20 protein-coding genes and 1 tRNA gene are annotated in these 19,448 nt (G+C 46.2%); 13 read left to right on the top strand and 8 right to left on the bottom strand.

Annotation, left to right across the window (positions count from 1 at the left end):
- Window positions 1-73: 73 nt before the first annotated feature.
- Window positions 74-146 (bottom strand) — tRNA-Ala (locus QUA36_RS16010).
- Window positions 147-299: 153 nt separating this feature from the next.
- Complete coding sequence (locus tag QUA36_RS16005; protein ID WP_190659577.1) at window positions 300-503, bottom strand: hypothetical protein; 204 nt, start codon at window positions 501-503, stop codon at window positions 300-302.
- Between the two features lie 431 nt (window positions 504-934).
- Here QUA36_RS16005 and QUA36_RS16000 point away from each other — a divergent pair, with 431 nt between their 5' ends.
- Window positions 935-1,141: a hypothetical protein gene (locus QUA36_RS16000; RefSeq protein WP_333163389.1), complete on the top strand. Its 207-nt coding sequence runs from the start codon at window positions 935-937 to the stop codon at window positions 1,139-1,141.
- A 430-nt stretch (window positions 1,142-1,571) separates the two neighbouring features.
- Here QUA36_RS16000 and QUA36_RS15995 read toward each other — a convergent pair whose 3' ends face one another.
- Window positions 1,572-2,057: a cupin domain-containing protein gene (locus QUA36_RS15995; RefSeq protein ID WP_333458356.1), complete on the bottom strand. Its 486-nt coding sequence runs from the start codon at window positions 2,055-2,057 to the stop codon at window positions 1,572-1,574.
- 261 nt (window positions 2,058-2,318) lie between these two features.
- Here QUA36_RS15995 and QUA36_RS15990 point away from each other — a divergent pair, with 261 nt between their 5' ends.
- The 3 genes from QUA36_RS15990 to QUA36_RS15980 all read left to right on the top strand — a co-directional run bounded on the left by QUA36_RS15990 (window position 2,319) and on the right by QUA36_RS15980 (window position 6,559).
- On the top strand, window positions 2,319-3,773 hold the full coding sequence (locus tag QUA36_RS15990) for a folate/biopterin family MFS transporter (protein WP_333458355.1): 1,455 nt from the start codon (window positions 2,319-2,321) through the stop codon (window positions 3,771-3,773).
- A 143-nt stretch (window positions 3,774-3,916) separates the two neighbouring features.
- Window positions 3,917-5,431, top strand: a complete 1,515-nt coding sequence (locus QUA36_RS15985) for a carotenoid oxygenase family protein (protein WP_333212162.1) — start codon at window positions 3,917-3,919, stop codon at window positions 5,429-5,431.
- Between the two features lie 228 nt (window positions 5,432-5,659).
- Window positions 5,660-6,559, top strand: a complete 900-nt coding sequence (locus tag QUA36_RS15980; protein ID WP_333057223.1) for a DUF4436 family protein — start codon at window positions 5,660-5,662, stop codon at window positions 6,557-6,559.
- 116 nt (window positions 6,560-6,675) lie between these two features.
- Here QUA36_RS15980 and QUA36_RS15975 read toward each other — a convergent pair whose 3' ends face one another.
- Entirely contained in the window at window positions 6,676-7,410 is a 735-nt protein-coding gene (locus tag QUA36_RS15975) for an SGNH/GDSL hydrolase family protein (RefSeq protein ID WP_333212163.1), read from the bottom strand.
- A gap of 501 nt (window positions 7,411-7,911) precedes the next feature.
- Between QUA36_RS15975 and QUA36_RS15970 the strand changes: the two genes are divergently transcribed.
- The 9 genes from QUA36_RS15970 to QUA36_RS15930 all read left to right on the top strand — a co-directional run bounded on the left by QUA36_RS15970 (window position 7,912) and on the right by QUA36_RS15930 (window position 16,404).
- Window positions 7,912-8,154 (top strand): DUF7219 family protein, encoded by a 243-nt coding sequence (locus QUA36_RS15970; RefSeq protein WP_333057225.1) that lies wholly within the window; start codon window positions 7,912-7,914, stop codon window positions 8,152-8,154.
- A gap of 106 nt (window positions 8,155-8,260) precedes the next feature.
- Window positions 8,261-8,794 carry an RDD family protein gene (locus QUA36_RS15965; RefSeq protein ID WP_333057226.1) on the top strand — a complete coding sequence of 178 codons (534 nt, stop codon included), beginning with the start codon at window positions 8,261-8,263 and terminating at the stop codon, window positions 8,792-8,794.
- Between the two features lie 38 nt (window positions 8,795-8,832).
- A complete protein-coding gene (gene rpmG, locus QUA36_RS15960) occupies window positions 8,833-9,021 on the top strand; it encodes a 50S ribosomal protein L33 (RefSeq protein ID WP_006631376.1) in 189 nt (62 codons plus the stop codon).
- A 168-nt stretch (window positions 9,022-9,189) separates the two neighbouring features.
- The gene (rpsR, locus tag QUA36_RS15955; RefSeq protein ID WP_006631377.1) at window positions 9,190-9,405 is read left to right on the top strand and encodes a 30S ribosomal protein S18; all 216 of its coding nucleotides are present in this window, start codon (window positions 9,190-9,192) and stop codon (window positions 9,403-9,405) included.
- Window positions 9,406-9,715: 310 nt separating this feature from the next.
- On the top strand, window positions 9,716-11,722 hold the full coding sequence (locus tag QUA36_RS15950) for a ribonuclease R family protein (protein ID WP_333458354.1): 2,007 nt from the start codon (window positions 9,716-9,718) through the stop codon (window positions 11,720-11,722).
- Window positions 11,723-12,175: 453 nt separating this feature from the next.
- Entirely contained in the window at window positions 12,176-13,618 is a 1,443-nt protein-coding gene (locus tag QUA36_RS15945; protein WP_333450663.1) for a 1-acyl-sn-glycerol-3-phosphate acyltransferase, read from the top strand.
- A gap of 157 nt (window positions 13,619-13,775) precedes the next feature.
- Window positions 13,776-14,663 (top strand): histidine kinase dimerization/phospho-acceptor domain-containing protein, encoded by an 888-nt coding sequence (locus QUA36_RS15940; protein ID WP_333458353.1) that lies wholly within the window; start codon window positions 13,776-13,778, stop codon window positions 14,661-14,663.
- A complete protein-coding gene (locus QUA36_RS15935) occupies window positions 14,638-14,769 on the top strand; it encodes a hypothetical protein (protein WP_333458352.1) in 132 nt (43 codons plus the stop codon). The genes QUA36_RS15940 and QUA36_RS15935 overlap by 26 nt, the downstream gene beginning before the upstream one ends.
- Before the next feature lie 171 nt (window positions 14,770-14,940).
- On the top strand, window positions 14,941-16,404 hold the full coding sequence (locus tag QUA36_RS15930) for an IctB family putative bicarbonate transporter (protein ID WP_333458351.1): 1,464 nt from the start codon (window positions 14,941-14,943) through the stop codon (window positions 16,402-16,404).
- Window positions 16,405-16,682: 278 nt separating this feature from the next.
- Here the strand turns inward: QUA36_RS15930 and QUA36_RS15925 are convergent, their stop codons facing one another.
- The 4 genes from QUA36_RS15925 to QUA36_RS15910 all read right to left on the bottom strand — a co-directional run.
- Window positions 16,683-16,913: an Osc7112_2153 family protein gene (locus QUA36_RS15925; RefSeq protein ID WP_333458350.1), complete on the bottom strand. Its 231-nt coding sequence runs from the start codon at window positions 16,911-16,913 to the stop codon at window positions 16,683-16,685.
- Complete coding sequence (locus QUA36_RS15920; RefSeq protein ID WP_333211142.1) at window positions 16,910-17,626, bottom strand: tetratricopeptide repeat protein; 717 nt, start codon at window positions 17,624-17,626, stop codon at window positions 16,910-16,912. Before QUA36_RS15920 ends, QUA36_RS15925 begins: the two co-directional genes overlap by 4 nt.
- Before the next feature lie 897 nt (window positions 17,627-18,523).
- On the bottom strand, window positions 18,524-18,991 hold the full coding sequence (gene smpB, locus QUA36_RS15915) for an SsrA-binding protein SmpB (protein ID WP_190736615.1): 468 nt from the start codon (window positions 18,989-18,991) through the stop codon (window positions 18,524-18,526).
- Between the two features lie 90 nt (window positions 18,992-19,081).
- A partial coding sequence (locus QUA36_RS15910; RefSeq protein WP_333458349.1) for a hypothetical protein occupies window positions 19,082-19,448 on the bottom strand: 367 nt, incomplete at its 5' end.

The raw sequence follows: 19,448 nt of genomic DNA, 5'->3' as shown, positions 1-19,448 counted from the left end.
ACGCCGATGAGGACACGGCAGTGTCGTTTCCCTAGTAAAAATACACGAGTAATTTATCCCTAATCTTGATTTATGGAGAATAGCGGGCTCGAACCGCTGACCCCTACAATGCCATTGTAGTGCTCTACCAACTGAGCTAATTCCCCTTTCTTTTCGCGCTCTCAATCATGCCTTAACTGACCAATATTTGTCAAGCTTTTTGGGGAAATTAGTTTTGAGCCTTCGGCTGGCAAGGCTTTCGGCTTTTTTTCCACAAAACTCTCCTCGCTTCTGGACAATGGTCAATCGCCTACTATCATTTAGTAAGTGTGTTGGGATATTTCGGTTAAATGGCTCAAACAAGACCCCATGAGGAAGTAGACGACTAGCAGAGCGGCGGCTGAGACCGCAACTAGGGTGCCGGCTAGCATTAGTGAAAATTCCCGTTGCGCGATCGCCTCTTGCATCAAGTGCAAAGACCAGGCAACGAGGGCAACGTCAATTATTAAAATAGAAACCAGCATAAGTTACGATTTGTAACAGCTTACCTATTGTAACAAAACTTTTCGCTCCGTGCAGATCAGCTCAGGCGTATTTAACTTTTGCTGTAAAACCCGAAGGGAGCAGCGGAAAGCGAGTGAGAAAAAATGATAGCTTTTGTTGATAATTACAATATGCAAAGTAAATGAGAGCTAGCTCAGCTTTAGAGGTGGCGTTTTTGACTCTTGAGCGAGGGATTAAGAGCGGGATAGCTGCGCTTTACACGCTTTTTTGAGGGGGTAGGGTGCGATCGCTCAAGAGTCAAACCCTTACTTTCATAGCTTTAGCCTTTACCGACTTGTTGTGATTCCAAATTTTCCACTATTTGAGCAATCAGTGGACGATAAATAGTGTTATCTAAGTGTTCCTTGTAGCACTCCTTATAATTCCCACTATTACAGCGTATTCCAGGTTTATGAAGTACACCCCAGAAACCGGGTTTCTTGACAGTTCTCGCATCCTTACTGCTTCTGTTCAAAAAACCCGGTTGATCGCGATCTACATCTACATGGAATATGCTGTATTTTTCGTGACGCCAAGCAATTTACGGGATTGTCTGATTGTCAAGCTCGTCATTTACCACGGCTTGATTTCCATTTTAATGCCAGTCTTATTGCCTTAAATTGAGTCAAATATCAACTCTATAGTTATCACTCATCTGCCAAGTCGTTTGTGTTTTCAATCTGTTCTTATAAACGACTGAAATTCACTAAAAACTTACTTTCTACCTTTACTGAAAAGTTAAATTTAGACCCGGATTTGATTTAAAATCATCCTAATCTTCCTTCAATCTTATCTTATGACATCATGTCCGGTCGAGCGACCGCGATTCTTGTAGGGGCCCGTGAGCCAACCATACCTGCCAATAATTGACTATCTCAAAAACCCGCCCCGACGGAGACATTATGGTTAATATATCGGACATGATATGATACTTTAGCTGCTAAAAAACTGTCCTGAGTATTGGTATATCACACCTCATTTTTATGATGAATGCTATACCACAAAGCCTGTTCCGCCGAAGTCCCAAGATTCACTTAACTCATAAAATTTCAACTCTCATAAACCTCGCCATTTTTGCGAGTAAAAATCCAACTATTCCCGTTAGCTTTCGCAATTAGATCGTCATCGGGATATTCGGCACTATCTCCCGGAGTGCGTGAAGCGAAGCTATCCCGAAGGGAATCGCCAATTTCGAGATAAACAACATCTGCATCTGAGCGGTTGACTAAATGATGCCCATCTCCATCACCCGCCGGAAAACCCGCCACCATACCCGGTTTCAGCACTTGCTCTCCCGAATTTGTAATCAGAGTAACTTCCCCTTCCAGAACATAGATTAACTCATCTTGCCGGGTGTGCCAATGTCGGAGAGCAGAACAACTTCCCGGCGCAAGTCTCACCAAATTTACCCCAAAATTCTGCAATCCGGCAGCATCGCCCAAGCGTTTTTTAACCCTCCCCGCAACAGCAGATTGGAATTGCTGAGGGTACTTGGAACCCGTAATTTCCGGCACATCTTTAGGGTCAATAATCATATAAAAAAGCTGATAGCAGTTGTGAGTTTTCTCTTCTTTCTCTTGCTTGGCGTCCTACGGTTTATGCGCGGCTTCGCCTAACGCGCCTTCGTGGTTCGTTTTTCTGTTTTTTTTATTACAAAACACGCTTAAATTCAAGATAAATACAATTTTATAGCACTTACCAGATCCCCGCCACTCTCGCCTCTCACCTCCGACAGTTCCCCCAACTCATTAAGAATGTGTTATAAATATTGAGATTCATTAAGAAATATTGCTCAAATGCTCGTTTCCCCCTCCGGCGTCAGCAAACTCAAAGAATCTTTAAAAGAAAAAATATTCTTTGGGAATGAGCCAACCCCCGAACTCATAGCCATCTTACTGATTTACTTCGTCCAAGGCATTCTCGGACTCGCCCGCTTAGCCGTCAGCTTCTTTCTTAAAGACGAACTCGGCATGAGTCCGGCAGAAGTCTCGGCAATGCTGGGCGTCGTAGCCCTGCCTTGGATTATCAAACCCGTGTTCGGCTTCATGTCCGACGGCTTGCCGATATTCGGCTACCGCAGACGCCCTTACATCGTCCTCTCCGGGGTACTGGGAACCTTAGCATGGGTGAGCCTCGCAACAATTGTACACACACCGCTTGCAGCTACAGGCGCGATCGCCCTGAGTTCCCTCTCCCTCGCCGTCAGCGACGTAATTGCCGACTCCCTGGTAGTCGAAAGGGCCAGAAAAGAATCCGTTACCGACGCCGGTTCCCTGCAATCCTTGTCTTGGGGCGCTTCAGCCCTCGGCGGACTAATTACCGCCTACCTCAGCGGTTCCCTGCTGCAACACTTCAGCACCCACACAATATTTTTAATCACCGCATCTTTCCCGCTAATTGTATCAGCAACAGCTTGGTTAATTGCCGAAGAAAAAACCAACAAAAGAACGGACTTTGAAACGGTCAAAGACCAATTCAAACAACTACGACAAGCTGTTACCCAAAAAACAATTTGGCTGCCCACCGCCTTTCTCTTCCTCTGGCAAGCCACCCCAAGTTCAGACTCCGCCTTCTTCTTTTTCACCACCAACGAATTAGGCTTTCAACCAGAATTTCTCGGCCGAGTGCGCCTCGTTACCAGCATTGCAGCCCTCGCCGGCATCTGGCTGTTTCAACGCTTCCTCAAAACAGTTCCATTTCGAGTAATTTTTGGCTGGTCAACCGTCCTTGCGGCTGCTTTGGGCATGACTACTTTATTATTAGTAACTCATGCCAACAGAGCTTTAGGAATTGACGATCAATGGTTCAGCATCGGAGACAGCCTGATCCTGACAGTAATCGGACAAATTGCTTATATGCCGGTGCTCGTACTCTCCGCCAGATTGTGTCCCCCAGGCGTCGAAGCAACTTTATTTGCCGTGTTAATGTCAGTCACCAACTTAGCAGGACTTATTTCCCACGAAGGCGGCGCACTTTTGACCCACTTGCTAGGAATTACGGATCGCAATTTCGATAACCTCTGGCTGCTAATTGTCATCACAAACCTGTCCACACTTCTGCCCCTACCCTTCTTAAATTGGCTGCCCGCCGATAGTACAGAAAGCGCCGATCCAAATTCTCAAAAGTCTCTTCCCGTATTAGAACCAGAAATCAGCAGTTCCAAACCAGGCGGACAGCATTTCATGCCCGAATACTTTCCCGACTTAGTACCGACAGTAAGGTCACAAAGTCGCACCGCAGACAGTAAATAAAGGCAGGCACACACAGATTTTGACACGGATACACGGATGAATTTAACGGATGAATTTAACTGTGTTTCCCCATTCTCCGAATTTCCTTCTCTCTGCGCCCTCTGTGTTCTCTGCGGTTAAATCAAGAAAAGCTTATTACACCCATGCAAAACTTACAACTTTCCCCACCTCAAACAGCCGCCCAAAACCTATCATACGATCGCACAGACTGGCAGCGCGGCTACGAATCCCAACCCAACGAATCCGACTACTGGATTGACAACATAGAAGGCGAAATCCCCCCCGGCTTGCAAGGCACATTCTTTCGCAACGGGCCCGGATTATTAGATGTCAACGGCCAGCGCATCCACCATCCGTTTGACGGCGACGGGATGGTTTGTGCGATCGCAATATCCGAAGGCCGCGCCCATTTCCGCAACCGATTCGTCCGCACAGAAGGCTATCTCGCCGAACAAAAAGCCGGAAAAATCCTCCACCGAGGCGTTTTCGGCACACAAAAGCCAGGGGGCCCGCTGGCCAACATTTTTGATGTCAAAATCAAAAACATTGCCAACACCAACATCATTTATTGGGGCGACAAACTGCTAGCACTTTGGGAAGCCGCACAGCCCTACAGACTCGACCCCCGCACCCTAGAAACACTCGGCTTAGACACCCTAGACGGCGTTTTACAACCCGGTGAAGCCTTCGCCGCCCACCCCAGAATTGAAAAAGGGAAAAATGGCAAAGGAGACAGATTAGTAAACTTTTCCGTCAAGCCCGGTTTGTCGAGTACCATCACGATTTACGAATTCGACGAAAGCGGCAAACTTTTGCAGCGTCACGCCCATGCAATACCGGGTTTTGCCTTCCTGCACGACATGGTAATTACCCCGAATTACTGCATATTCTTCCAAAATCCCGTCTCATTTAATCCGCTGCTTTTCTTGTTAGGATTTCGGAGTGCATCCCAGTGCATTCAATTTTCGCCAAACAAGCCAACGCAAGCAATTTTAATTCCCCGCAACGGCACTGACGAGGTGAAGATATTAGAAACCGAACCTTGTTTTGTGTTCCACCACTGCAACGCATGGGAAGAAGGAGACGAAGTTTTTGTGGATTCAGTTTGTTACGAATCATTTCCAACTGTAGAAGCAGACGGCGATTTTCGCGAGGTTGATTTTGAGAGCATTCCAGCGGGCGAATTGTGGCGGTTTAAGTTGAATTTGCAAGACAAAACCGTACAGCATCAAGTTGTTGAAACTCGGTGCTGCGAGTTTCCAACTTTGCATCCCAAGAATGTCGGACAACCTTACCGATATCTGTATATCGGTGCTGCGGATGCTCCCACGGGAAATGCTCCTTTGCAAGCTATCCTCAAAATTGATTTCGTGACTGGTGAAAGGCAAATTTGGAGTGCCGCACCGCGTGGTTTTGCGGGGGAACCGGTGTTTGTTCCCCGTGGTTCAGGCGTCTCGCCTGAAGGTGCAACGGCTGAGGATGACGGCTGGCTGCTGGTTTTAATGTATGATGCAGCTAATCATCGATCGACCTTAGTGATTTTAGATGCTCGCGACATTACCAAAGGCCCTGTAGCGCGCTTGCATTTAAAACAGCACATTCCCTACGGCTTGCACGGCAGTTTTACATCAAATGTACTGCTTCCTATCGGTTCGTAGTTTCGCGTTGATTCGCCTGGTTCTTGCGCCGCTCGCCACAGCCCGCCGGGGGTTGAAAACCCCGGCTCACAGCGAAAGTCCTCTAAAAGAGGACTAAAACCAACATTTATTATCGCTCAAGTTTCTTCAGTCGGTTTTAACCGACTTTAGCTATGAGCCAGGGGTTTAAACCCCTGGCGGACTGCGGGAAATACTAACAACATTTTAACACATAAAAATCCCTATTAAATGCAAAGTATCAACAAAGTTAATCTCAAAAAAATACTTATTTTAATTTGCAGTCTGGTCGTAATCTTTGCAATTATCTTATCTATTTACTCTCACAATGCTAACGCCCAAGAGCCTTACAATCCATCTCCAGAAAGCGCTGTAGCGTCGAAAGGCTTGGTTGAGGTAAAAATGACATTAATTGCCGTTGACCCCATTAAAAACGAATTAGAAGCCCGCTTGCAGTTTGAACTCAAAGGTATTTATAAAAAAGGGCCAACTTACCCGGCTCAAGACTTGTTAATGACAGTTAACGGCGCAAATGTACCGGATTCGGAAATTACCTTTAAAGAAGGCAAACCGATGATTGTCCCTGCATTGAAGTTTAACTTAGTCAAAGGGAAAATTAACAATTACCCGTTTGACACCCACATTGCTAAAGTAGCTATTTCGATCGACCCGCTGCCTTCGATTGGGAAAAAGTTTGCTCCCTTTGAACTGAATCCCGTACCTCTGGAATTTAATTTCCATGCCGATGTTCCCGGTTTCGACATCAGTTATAAGCCGATGGAAGAGAATTCATCTATCTTTATTTATATCGATGTTTCTGCAACTCGATCGCTCCCGGTGAAGTTCTTTGCCTTAGTGATTATTGTGATCATGTGGGTGCTGTCAATTATGGCGCTTTTGCTAGCATTAAAAGTGATGAAATCGGGTAAGTTACCGGAAGTAGGAATGCTGAGTTGGACGGGTGTAATGCTATTTGCTTTTCCCGCTATTCGCAATGCTCAACCTGGGGTGCCTCCGGTGGGAACTGCCAGTGATTTTCTGTCGTTTTTTTGGACAGAAATTATAGTTGTGGTGGCGTTGGTGATTATCGGTAGTTGTTGGTTAAAGCGGTATCATCCGCCGATTGAATGATTTGAGATTTTAGATGTTATATTGGAATAATTCACCCGCGACATAAATCAGGGGGCTTGTAGCTTTGATACTTTCAATTAACACCCCAAAGTCAACTGTTAACTAAAATCAAAGATTCAATTTTTGACTTCCAAATTCTCAATATCCTTTGCGGGTACGCCCAAACCGCGCAAGATAGTAAAAGCTATAATTCGATATCCCGATTGATTTGGGTGCACTCCATCTGCAGCCAACAAATTCAGAGTTTTGCCCGCGTGCTTTTGATACGTGGCGATAACTTCCCGACAAGGCGCATTCAAATCGATAAACAAGCACTGATTCTCTAACGCAATTTCTCGCATCGCGGCAATATACTCTTGCAACCTACGATTTTCTGGGCCGTCGAGAATTTCGCCGATAGGAGTAGGAGAAAGCAGTACAACTCGAATTCCTGCGGCTTTTGCCGCCAGCACCATTTGAGTTATTTTCTCCCGATATTCTGCCAGTGGCACTCCCGTGGGCAACTTGCCTTGCGGATAAAATCGCAGGTTTTGGAAGTCAAAGAAAGCGTGCCAAACGTCGTTGACTCCGACATTAATCATCACTAAATCTGGCTTTTGGTCGATCGCATCTTTCTGGAAGCGCGCTTGCATATCAGTCGCCTTGTTACCGGAGATTCCGGCGTTGACGATTTCGATTTGGCGATCGGGATAAAGGGCATTGAGATAGCGTTGCAGCAGCCAAACGTAACCTCCGGGGTATTTCCCACCCTCGGTGATGCTGTCGCCCACTATCACAATTTTGCGATTGCCGGCGAGCACGTTTTGGATTTCTGGTGGCGGCGTTGCTTGGGATACAGATTCTTTAAACACTGGAATTAAGGAGTGAAGAAGGTTGAAGGCAATAACAGCAGCAATTACGGCGATGGGAAGTCTGATTAAAACTTGCCTCAGCCGGGGTTTGGGACGGGGCGATTCCCTTCGGGATAGCTTCGCTTGACGCGCATTGGGATACACTACGCAGTTTTTTACTAAAAGTCTAACTATTTATCTCTGCAATAATATTATCCATTTCAGGGGTTTTTGTCACTTCTTTCAATAACTCAGTCCTGGACTAACAAAAACCTGGTTTGGACGCAACATCCGAAGTTATAAGCCTTAAGGCATAAACCTGGTTGTTGACCCCGCCTGCGTAAGTTGTACAGGTGAAAATACTGAGGTTTTTGTCGCCCTCATCTATCCGTGTAATTGCCATCACAAAAAAGTTCGCCAAATGTCACATAATTTCTGCTACTTACAGCACAACTTTAGAAGGGGATCGCGGTTTATAATATAGATAACTAGAAAAAAAGGTTTTCAAGCGAGGTTAAAGCAATGGTAGCAAATTCAAATTTTTTATATCCTCAAAATCGTTATTACGGTGAAGTAAAGCCAGAGAATTTAGTATTTAATGCGAATTTACAAGAGTTTTCTCAGCGAGTGGGTTACATCAGTTCCTTGACATCTAACGGTAAAATCTCTGTGGAACAGGCATTTACTCAGATCCAAACACTCTGGGAACAGGTGGAAAAGTCGAAAAAGCAGTTGGGAATTGGCGAACATCCATTTTCAGCTTGAATAATTAGCGCTTGGCTTGGAAGTTGAGTTACACGCCATTGATGCCGATCGATTAATCGAGAGCTTAAGATCAAAAAGTAGCTAGTGGCGATCGACCTTTTTGCCTATGAGTTCCGATTTAGTACCTCTCCTTCCCAAAGTATCCGTCGGCCGCCGCGCCGCGGCCCTCTGCATCGACGGAATCGCAGTTTGGCTACCCAGTTTGCTTCTGGGTACTAATGCGATCGTCCAAATCATATTTTTTGTTTTGCTGTGGCTGATCATGCGCGTAGCCATCGTCAGGAAAAACCAAGGCCAAAGTCTCGGGCGCTGGGCATTGGACATGAAAATTGTCGATCCCAGATTCCAACGGACTCCCGGAGTGCAAAAACTGTGCAAGCGCGAGGCATTGCTGGGCTTTTGCGCGGCCTTAGCCTTCGCAGGTATAGGTGGACTCACATCTACCAACGCCGCCGTCTTGCTGCTGATGCTGCCCCTGGCGATCGACTGTAGCGTAGCCCTCACCTCCGCCGAAAGGTTTCCCCAAGCTTTCCACGATCGCATCGGCGGGACGATCGTAGTTGGAACCCGCCGTGGCTACTCCCTCGACATCAAAGTTAGAAGATTGCTTGACCAAGTGCAGAGCAATGTGAGAAGATAATAAATTGTGTTTAAATTAGTCGAAATTTATTTAGAATTATGGCTAAAGGCGTCCGCATCATAATTACTCTAGAGTGTACTGAGTGCCGTACAAACGTAAGCAAACGCTCAAAAGGCGTGTCTCGGTACACCACCACCAAGAACCGTCGCAACACGACGGCGCGGCTGGAACTCAAAAAGTTCTGCCCCCATTGCAACAGCCACACTGCCCACAAAGAGATCAAGTAGCGATTAGTCATTAGTCCTTAGTCATCAGTCATCAGTTGTTGGCAATTGATATTGATCGGCGAAAAGCAGATAATTAACCAATGCTTTCCTGACGGCTAGCAACTAACGGCTAATAACTAAAAACTCACAATCAACAGTCAACAAACAACAGTCAACAAACAACAAACCATGACTTACTTTCGCCGGCGCGTTTCGCCCATCAAACCAGGAGACCCGATCGACTACAAAGATGTAGATTTGCTCAAAAAATACGTCACAGAACGCGGTAAAATTTTGCCCCGCCGGATTACAGGTTTGACTGCAAAACAGCAGCGAGACCTGACCAGAAGCATCAAAAGAGCAAGAATTGTAGCTTTGATGCCCTTCGTAAACCAAGAAGGTTAACAGGATTTGGGATTTTGGGTTTTAGATTTTGGACTGGGATAAGACTTGCGCGAAAACAACGTCTTTCTGCCATTAAGAGTGCAGCAAGAATGCAGCGAAACCATCGCGAAATAGAGTTGAGAGTCGCGGCGGCGCAAGTTTTAATCCAAAGTCAAAAGTTAAAAATAAAGGAAGAAAAGAACAACTTTTTAGATTTTAACTTTCACAATTGACCAGAAAAATTGCCAAGATCCAAAATCTAAAATCGCAAGCTCGAAACTCGATAAGTGGCCACGGTAAAAATCCAAAATCTCAAATATAAAGCTGGCAAGTGGAGAAGGGAACGTTAGTAGAATTTAGAGTGCACGGCGACCGCCGTCTGGCAGTTGCCGATCGCCCCGATGGCAAGAAAAACTGGGTGGTGGTAGACGAAAACAGTCAACCGCACAGCATACCGCCCAAACAAATCAGCTACGAAGTAGTCGGAGAAACTTACAAACCCTCCGACATTCCCAAATTTCTCAAAGAAGTAGAAGCATACTCAGATCCGTCGAGTTTGGAAGTCGCTTGGGAACTCCTAGTCGGTGACGGAGAAACAGCCGATCCCGAATCCCTGGCAATACTGCTATTTTCGGAGAGTAGTGCGGCCCAGTGTTACGCGGCCTACTGTTTGCTATCGACAGACAAACTGTATTTCAAACAAAAGGGCGATCGCTACGAACCGCGATCGGCCGCCCAAGTAGCCGAAATCAAACACCAGCAAGAAGTAGAACAGCAGCGACACCAAGAATCCCAAGGATTTTGGGATCGAGTCAAACAGCGGCTGGCAGGGGAAAATGTAGATTGGGAAAATAGCGATCGAACTCGCCTCGACGCCCTAGAACGCTTTGCCCTCCTCGGAGAAGAAGCAACGCACCGCACCCCAGCCTTAGAAACTTTAGCCAGCTTACAACGGTCCGAAAACCCCGAAGCAGCATTTGGCCTCCTAGTCGAGCTCGGCCTCTGGAGTACCCACGAAAACCTGTTTTTGCGGCGAAGCCAAATTCCCCTACAATTCTCCGCAAAGGTATTAGAAGTGGCCCAACGCTGCCTAGAAAATCCCCCAACCGACTCCGACACAAATCGTCTCGATTTAACTCACCTCAAGGTTTACACGATCGACGACGAAAGCACCACCGAAATCGACGACGGCCTCAGCTTAGAATTCCTCGAAAACGGCCAGCAGCGAATCTGGATACACATCGCCGATCCCACCCGCTTGCTTTCCCCCGGAGACGAACTCGACCTCGAAGCCAGAAAGCGCACCACTACGGTTTACCTGCCCACGGGAATGATCTCCATGTTTCCCCCAGCTTTGGCAACCGGGCCGATGAGTTTAATTCAAGGCAAAGAGTGCAGCGCCCTCAGCTTCAGCGTCACCTTAGACGAAATCGGCGCGGCTCAAGATTACAGCATCCACATCAGCACCATAAAACCCACCTACCGCTTGACCTACGATGACGTAGACGAAATGCTGGAGTTGGGAATCGAAGCAGAACCGGAAATAGCAGCGATCGCCTCTGCGGCAAAACTGCGGCAAAAATGGCGGGAAGCCCAAGGCGCAATCAGCATTTTCATGCCCGAATCCGTCATCAAAGTCAACGGCGACGACATCAAAATTCACGTCATCGACGACTCCACAGCCCGGATGCTAGTAGCCGAAATGATGATTTTAGCCGGGGAACTAGCCGCGCGCTACGGTCAAGCTCACAGCCTGCCCATACCCTACCGCTATCAGGCACAGCCCGAACTCCCTCCCGATGAAGAACTGCTGGCGGTGCCTGCAGGCCCCGCCCGCGCTTGCGCCGTGCGCCGCTGTATGCCCCGCAGCGAAATGGGCCTCACCCCCGGACGCCACGCCGGCTTGGGCTTGGAATTATACACTCAAGTTACTTCCCCGATCCGCCGCTATACCGACTTGCTGACTCACTTCCAAATCAAAGCCCACCTGCGGGGCGAACCACTACCTTTTTCCGCTGAAGAAATACAGGACATTGTGATGTGTCTCGGCACCGCAGTTAAAGAAGCATCCACCGTCGAACGCCAAACAAACCGCTATTGGGGATTGGAATATTTGCGGCGCAACCCCGATGAAGTTTGGGAAGCTTTAATGCTGCGCTGGCTGAGGGAAGACAGCAATCTCGGATTGATTTTATTGGAAGATTTGGGTTTAGAATTGGCAATGCGATTTGGTCGATCGGTCGCAATAGGCGATCGGCTAGAAGTCAAAGTCACTCACTGCGATCCGCGATCGGATGTCATTAACTTCCAAGAAATGATATTTGAAGCCGCACAATAGGATTTTAGATTTTAGATTTTAGATTTGGGATTGCAAAAATCTGTGTTGAAGGCTGAAACTGAGGATAAATCACCTTTTTAGTCGAGTTTCCCATCTCCTCGCATCCCCTTTGTCAAGGGCAGGGGGGTAAAAAAGATGATGGGTTCATATCTAGTCCTGTAAAATAATCGTAATTCTTGTGTGGGCGGGTTTACCCCCAAGTTGTAATATAAGCCAGAAATCCCGTAAACTCGCCCCGACGAAAATATTGGGGTCGATCGACTCGACATAATATCCGATCCAAGACGGGTAATACTTTTGACGTTAAATTGACACGGCTTGCTATCTCCTCTCTTCCTCCGTGTCCTCTGCGTCCTCTGCGGTTAATAAAAAAACTTCAGCGTCATAAAAATTGGAAAATTTTACCGCAGCCTAGTAATCTAAAATCTAAAATCTAAAATTTAAAATAGCCAAATGCCCAATTCAATTAGCCAAGTTCAGCCGCCGCTGGAATTCATACCTCCAGCCTACAACCCGCTAGTGGTGCAAGGTTGTAAGCAAATTTTCCCGTGGTGGCTGCGATTTCGGACGAGTATCAGCCACGTTCAAGCCGAAAACGTCGAAACCCTCGCCGAACTATTCCACCAATTTCAAAATCAGAAAGTTCGCTTCTTGCTAGCCTTCCGCCACCCCAACTCAGACGATCCCTACTGTTTGGGACAACTAATTTGGAAACTCGTTCCCCAGGCAGCCCGCGCCAAAGGCATTCCCCTGCAATTCCCGGTACATTCCCACTTTATCTACGATCGTGGCATTCCCCTGTGGGCCGGTGCGGGAGTCGGCTGGTTGTATTCCCAACTCGGCGGCACTCCGATTGTTCGCGGCAAGATCGATCGTGCCGGATTGCGATCGGCCCGCAATTTATTTGCCAACAGCCAATTCCCGATCGCCGCAGCCCCAGAAGGCGCTACCAACGGTCACAATGAAATAGTTAGCCCCCTGGAACCGGGAATTGCTCAAATGGGCTTCTGGTGCGTTGAAGATTTGCTGAAAGCCGGACGCACTGAAAAAGTTTTAATTGTGCCGATCGGCATTCAATACCGCTATGTCAATCCACCTTGGCAACCCCTAGAAAAACTTTTAACTCAATTAGAAATTGATTGCGGACTGCCACCCTTAGAACGCACCGATATCGCTAATTTAGAGACTGCAAATCCCGATTCTGAAAATCACAATCACAAATTCCAATATCTGCGCCTGATTCGACTGGGCAGCCATTTGCTAGCAGTAATGGAAGAGTTTTACGGCCGTTTTTATCATAAAAATTTACAGCCAGAAACATCTATTTTAACATCATTATCCCTCCCCAACAAAACAGGAAATGATTCTGGCAATGAAGTAATGATGGCTCGACTGAAAGCCCTGTTAGACGTGGGCTTGCAAGTAGCAGAAGAATATTTTAACTTAAAGCCCAAAGGCAGTTTAATAGACCGCTGCCGCCGTGTGGAACAAGCAGGCTGGGAGTATATTTATCGAGAAGATATCAAAGATATTGCAGCACTTTCTCCCTTAGAAAGAGGATTAGCCGATCGCCTCGCTGAAGAAGCAAGTCTCCGGATGTGGCACATGAGACTTGTAGAAAGTTTCGTGTCCGTGACAGGCAGGTATGTCGCAGAACAACTGACAGCAGAACGTTTGGCAGAAACAACTTTACTGCTGTGGGACGTACTAGCTCGCATCAAAGGGGGAAATCCTTTCGGCAGACCGAAGTTGGGCAAACAGCAGGTACAAATGACCGTGGGCGAACCCATATCAGTGAGCGATCGTTGGGATCGATATCAAACCAGCCGCAGGTTAGCAGTTGCCGAACTCACTCAAGACTTGCAATCAGCTTTAGAAGCAATGATTAAATCTTAATTACTCAGATAAGGAAGAGCTTCAAGGGAAGAAGGAATATATATTTTTCTTCACTACCTTTTTTTGTGGTGAATTATAAACAGATTGTTATAGACTTTTGGAATAGGTCTAATGAACCGCAAACGCTCGCTCGACAATGAACCAATAAAAATTAGCGATGACTAACAAACCTATCGATTTGTCTACTAACTCAATTAAAGTAAAACTGCTGAATAATTTAGCGCAGGAATTGCTCACACCGCTCACTTCTGTCCTCGGCATGGCAAGCGTGTTGAAACAAGAAATTTATGGCCCCTTAACGAGCAAGCAAAAAGAATATATTGACGTGATCCAAGACAGCAGCCGCTCTTTGCGATCGCTAGTTGAAGAAATTTTGGAACTGGCAGAACTAGATGATTCCGCTTTCACCTTGAAGCGAACCGCAGTCGATATAGAAACTTTGTGCCAGCAGGTTGTGACAATCCTGTCGTCGGTGGCAAGTAGACGAGAGCAAGAAATTAATTTGTCGATGGGGCCCGGGTCGCGCATCTGGTTGATAGATAAAGATAAGGTTCAGCAAATGCTGCACCACTTAATTTTTAGCATTATTCAATCTGCTGGGGCAGGCAGCGTGATTCGAGTCCACGTTTCTCGGAAAGAAGACGGTATCAACATCGGAGTTTGGGTTTTTCATCCTTGGTTAGGGGAAAGTTTGCCCCATGCTAAACTCTACTCCGACTACTTGTTGAAGGTCGGATCGGGTAGCGCTTCGCCATCGAACTCCGAAACCGACTCCCCCGGACTCGAAGCGCAAGTCCCGACAAAGGGTTCGCAGCGATTAACGCTGGCGTTTTCTGAGTTGGCGGCTTTGGTGGCACAGAATGCAGAGGATACCGCACCGGTGTTAGCTGGTTACGGGGCGCGGGAACGCTTGGGGCTGCTGCTTTGCTGCCAATTGGTGGAAATTCAAGGCGGTCAACTTTCAATTCAAGGAACCCCGGAATCTGGATATCGCTACCTGCTCTGGCTGCCCTGCACAAATGCTACGGAATTGTTGGAAGGCTAAAGAAGGAAGAAGGAAGAAGGAAGAAGGAAGAAGGAAGAGGGAAGAAGGAAGAGGGAAGAAGGAAGAGGGAAGAAGGAAGAAGGAAGAAGCAGTGTACTGGACGTAAGTGCTGAAAGAAGGAAGAAAAATAACTCAACTTTTTTCAATTATCAATTCTTCATTACCAATTCCCGATTACCAATTCTCGATTACCAATTCCCGATTAGCGATTAGCGATTCCCAATTACCAATTCCCAATTCCCAATTACCGATTACCAAGTACAAATCTAAAATAGCAATGAATTCAGTTTGGCAACAGTTAACTCTGGCAAATTTGCCGCTCTCTCAGTGGCAAAGTAAAAGTTATTTATTCAATTTGGCGATCGGCTCTTTACGCAGTTGGCGGCAGAGTAGCTGGCTGATGCAGTGGGCAGAACCCTTGGGTTTTGTTTTGCTGGCCTTGACTTTCGGTTTGGCGCCGTTTGTAAACAATGCCTTGGTGGGGGTGTTGATGGCGGCTAGCGCTGCGTTTTGGGTGCTGCTGACTGTTTCGGACGATCGCGAGATCCCCTTCACGCCGATTCACTTGCTGGTACTTCTGTACTGGGGCATTGCCACCGTCGCAACGGCGATGTCGCCGGTGAAAGTCGCCGCTGCTACTGGTTGGAGCAAGCTAACGCTGTATTTGCTGTTTTTTGCGCTGATGGCTCGGATATTGCGATCGCCCCGTTGGCGATCGTGGTTAATTGCCGTATTTTTGAACGTCTCTTTAATTGTCAGTTTCTACGGCGTGCGGCAGTGGATTGACAAAGTGCCGCCCTTAGCTACTTGGAACGATCCGACTTCTACTCAAGCCAATGTCACGCGAGTTTACAGCTTTCTGGGAAATCCTAACTTGCTGGGTTCCTATTTACTGCCGGCCATTGCATTGAGCGCCGCCGCACTTTTTGTGTGGAAAGGATGGGGAACAAAAATTTTAGCATTGACCATGCTGGTGGTGAATTGCGCGTGTTTGCGCTACACGGACAGCCGGGGTGCTTGGATCGGTTTTGTGGCTCTACTTGTGGTATTTTTAGTGCTGCTGTGGTACTGGTACAGCCCTTTGATGCCTCGGTTCTGGCGGACTTGGGCTCTGCCGTTAGGGTTAGGAGGTTTGGCGGGAACCTTAATTTTGGGAGTGGCTTTAGTGGAGCCTCTGCGCGATCGAGTTTCGAGTATGTTTATCGGCCGAGGTGACAGCAGCAACAATTTTCGGATTAATGTTTGGACGGCCGTGATTGACATGATTCGCGATCGACCAATTCTCGGCATTGGGCCGGGAAACACTGCTTTTAATAAAGTTTATCCGCTTTATATGAAGCCGAAATTCACTGCTTTGAGCGCTTATTCCGTGCTGCTGGAAATTGCGGTGGAAACCGGTTTTATCGGTTTAATGTCTTTCCTTTGGCTGATGACTGTTACCGTCAATCAAGGTTTGTTGCAGATAAAAAATCTGCGGGATTCACAATTTAAAATCTCTAGTTTAGAGGAAGAATCCGGCAATCCCAAATCTCAAATCCAAAATCTCAAATCGAATCAGGGGTTTTGGTTGATTGGGGCGATCGCAACTTTAGCCGGCATGATGGCCCACGGTTTTGTCGATACAGTTTGGTACAGGCCCGAAGTTAATATGCTTTGGTGGTTGATGGTGGCGATTATTGCTAGTTTTTACAGAAACTCGGATCAGCAGCCGCAAGATTCAGCTTTGACCGAGGGCGAGTAGATAGAATTGCTGGCGGGGTTTTATCCCCGCCCGGTGTGGATTCCAGCACTAGCCGATACAGCAATGATTAAGAGTTATATTAGTGCAAAAAAAGAATGCAGCTTTATGCAAGCTGCAAACCATTATCGCCATAAGTTATTTCCAATTCTTCAATTATTAATCTCAAATCTCAAATGCTATAAGGTGCGGACGTGGCACCCTGCATACTACTACATACTACATACCTGTTGCTGTAAAGTGGTGATGGTACACTCTACAAAATTTATTGAAAATAACTCTTATGCTTCGCTCTCTGAAGGCATGATGAATCTGGGACACGGATATTTTCCACCATCTCTATCTCTGCACCGCCGCCTCCTCGCTTGATTGGAGTCGAACGGCGTTTCGACTGATTCATTAACTGTAATTTTAAGAGTCGAAGGAGTTGGCAGTGCTGTTGAGGCTTGACTTAGCTTCAGCACCGTTATAATTGCCAGTATGGTTGATGAAAACAAAACTGTGCGTTTCATTTATTTGTTTTTTCCTCGTTTAATCGTTGACGTGCCATCCCTATCCATATATCCTCATCGAATTCTTGAGAATCCGCATACTTTAGACAAATTTTCCACTGCGGTAGCGCTGCCTTAGTATTTTTCATTTTTTCTAGGACTTGCGCTTTTAAGCAGTAAGTTGCTGGTCCTTCACTATCAAGTTTAATCGCTTCATCCAGATGCTGCAATGCCTCTGAATATCGACCCTGTTCCAGGCGAGCCCATCCCAAGTTTTTGAGTAAAGAATATTTTACTTGATCGTCCTCAGCTAATTTCAAACCTTGCCACAGGAAGTGAACCGCAGCCGGATAGTTTTTTTGATCAACTATATATAATCGAGCCAGGTTGCTGTAAGCAGCAGGCAGACCGAGTTTTGCAGCTTGCAGATATTTTCCTCTGGCACATTGTAAATCTTGCACCTCTTCGCAAAGCCATCCTAAATTATAAAGAGCTGTTCGGCTTTTTGGATCTACCCAGAGCGCTAACTCATATGCTTGTTGAGTATCAGCGAATCGATTGGCTTTGTAGTTTTCAAAAGCCATATTATTAAAAAAAGATGCCAGTTCCGGCAACCCAATTTGCCAGCCGCCAAAGCCTACAGCTAGCATCAGCAAAAAGGCTCCCAACTTGGAGTTCTGATGCTTTTTTCCTGGCTCTTTCATAGCATTGAAAATGTTAGCTAATGGTGTCATTTTTAGCATTTTTTAACTTGAGAGTTGAGCGATATTTTTTTTCCAGATTTAATTGCCACCCTAATGGCATATAAACGAAATGACTCAGGTTTGAGCCCATTTCTTATAAGAGTTTGTCAGTCCACAGCCGAATGCTTGGGTAATGCTCCCACTACCTAGATGTATTCGAGCATAGGTTAATCATTCCTGAGACTCCACAAGCCATCCGGATATTTTCAGGAAAAAGGAAGCGGGAAGCAGGAAGAAGGTGGAACTGTTCGCCTTGTCTAAGTAATAATACTTAGCTGACGGTCAGTCGATCGACAGTATGCGACTTTATGAGGAGATACAGCGTATTCCACATTTATGAAGTTTAGGAACTTAGCCTGGGCCGTTTGCCTACCGGGAGCGAACGAGCTGGAGTTTAGTTCCTCAACATAGAATCTTCTGTAAGATGGACTCCGGTGAAATAGCTCTAATTAAGTTTGTAGTGACGATGGAAGCCCTCAAAATCCTCCCTTGAGGATTTTGAAAAAAATTATGATGAATAATGAACCGAACTCGATTTAAAATAGCCAATCATTAATGAGCAATCACCCATCATGAATCACTAATGACCGAAAACATCCAGGATACAAGCCCCCGGATTCATTCCTTCGCAGACTCAGTACCCAGAAGTAAAACACCTGTATCCGATGAAACTTGCCCCCCGAATTTATCCGTGGGGTCAAGGCTTCAATTCTTTAATCTAAAATCTAAAATCTAAAATCTAAAATCGATTGACTCCTGACTAATAAACATCTCCATAAATTAACTTTCAACCTTAGAGTAGCAAAGGTTTTAGTTTATTTTTCGGAGATGTCTAATGAGCCATGACTCATGACTCATTACTAATGACTAATGACTAATGACTAATGACTAATATTGCTTCATCGCTCTTTCCATATCCCGCTTGTCTTCGCGTTTCTTCAAATCTTCGCGCTTGTCGTACAGTTTTTTCCCTTTACCCAAACCGATATCAAGTTTTACCCAGCCGCCTTTCAAATACATTTTTAACGGCACTAAAGTCAAGCCTTTTTCTTCGACTTTGCCAATTAATTTGCGAATTTCCTGTTTGTGCATCAGCAATTTACGTGTGCGGCGGGGTTCGTGATTAAAATAGTTGCTAGCACTTCTCCAAGGCGAAATGTGAACGTTGATCAGCCACAGTTCGCCGTTCCGAACTAAGCCATATCCGTCCCGCAAATTGGCTTTTCCTTCCCGAATAGATTTGACTTCGGTTCCCTTCAACTCGATTCCCACTTGGTATGTCTCTATAATTTCATAGAGATGGCGCGCTTGTCGGTTATCGCTAACAATTTTGTATCCTGGGCTTTTTTCGCTCATTTTTACCTCCGTTAAAATTAATTATTATAACGCTAGCTTCTCTGTAGAGAAAATCGAAGCTTGACAAAACTTAAATAATCGGTCTGGACATTACCAATTTGGCTGAGCTAAGATGTCACCAACGTGAATGTCAAGCGGTATCATGCAGCGCACCAATATCACTGATTCTGCAATTCCAGATTCTGTTACTCCTGATCCTGCGGTTAATTTGGTTTTGCTGGCTCCTTTTTTGCTGGCGCTTGCTTGGTTTTGGGCCAATATCTCGGCTGTTAAGTGGCTGTTATCTTCGTTTGTAGAGATACCCACACTATATAAAATAGTAATTGGCTTTCTGATTGTAGCATTAGTAGTGCGATCGATTGGGAACTCCCTTAGCGCAGCCCGCCCCTTGTATCTTAAAAGAGTCAGGCGCTCAAACCGTAGACCGCAGGCTATAGAACCGCAGGCACGGTTGTAA

The organism is Microcoleus sp. Pol10D4, assembly GCF_036701555.1.
Lineage (GTDB): Bacteria > Cyanobacteriota > Cyanobacteriia > Cyanobacteriales > Microcoleaceae > Microcoleus.
This window is presented reverse-complemented; position numbering and strand designations above follow the sequence as displayed.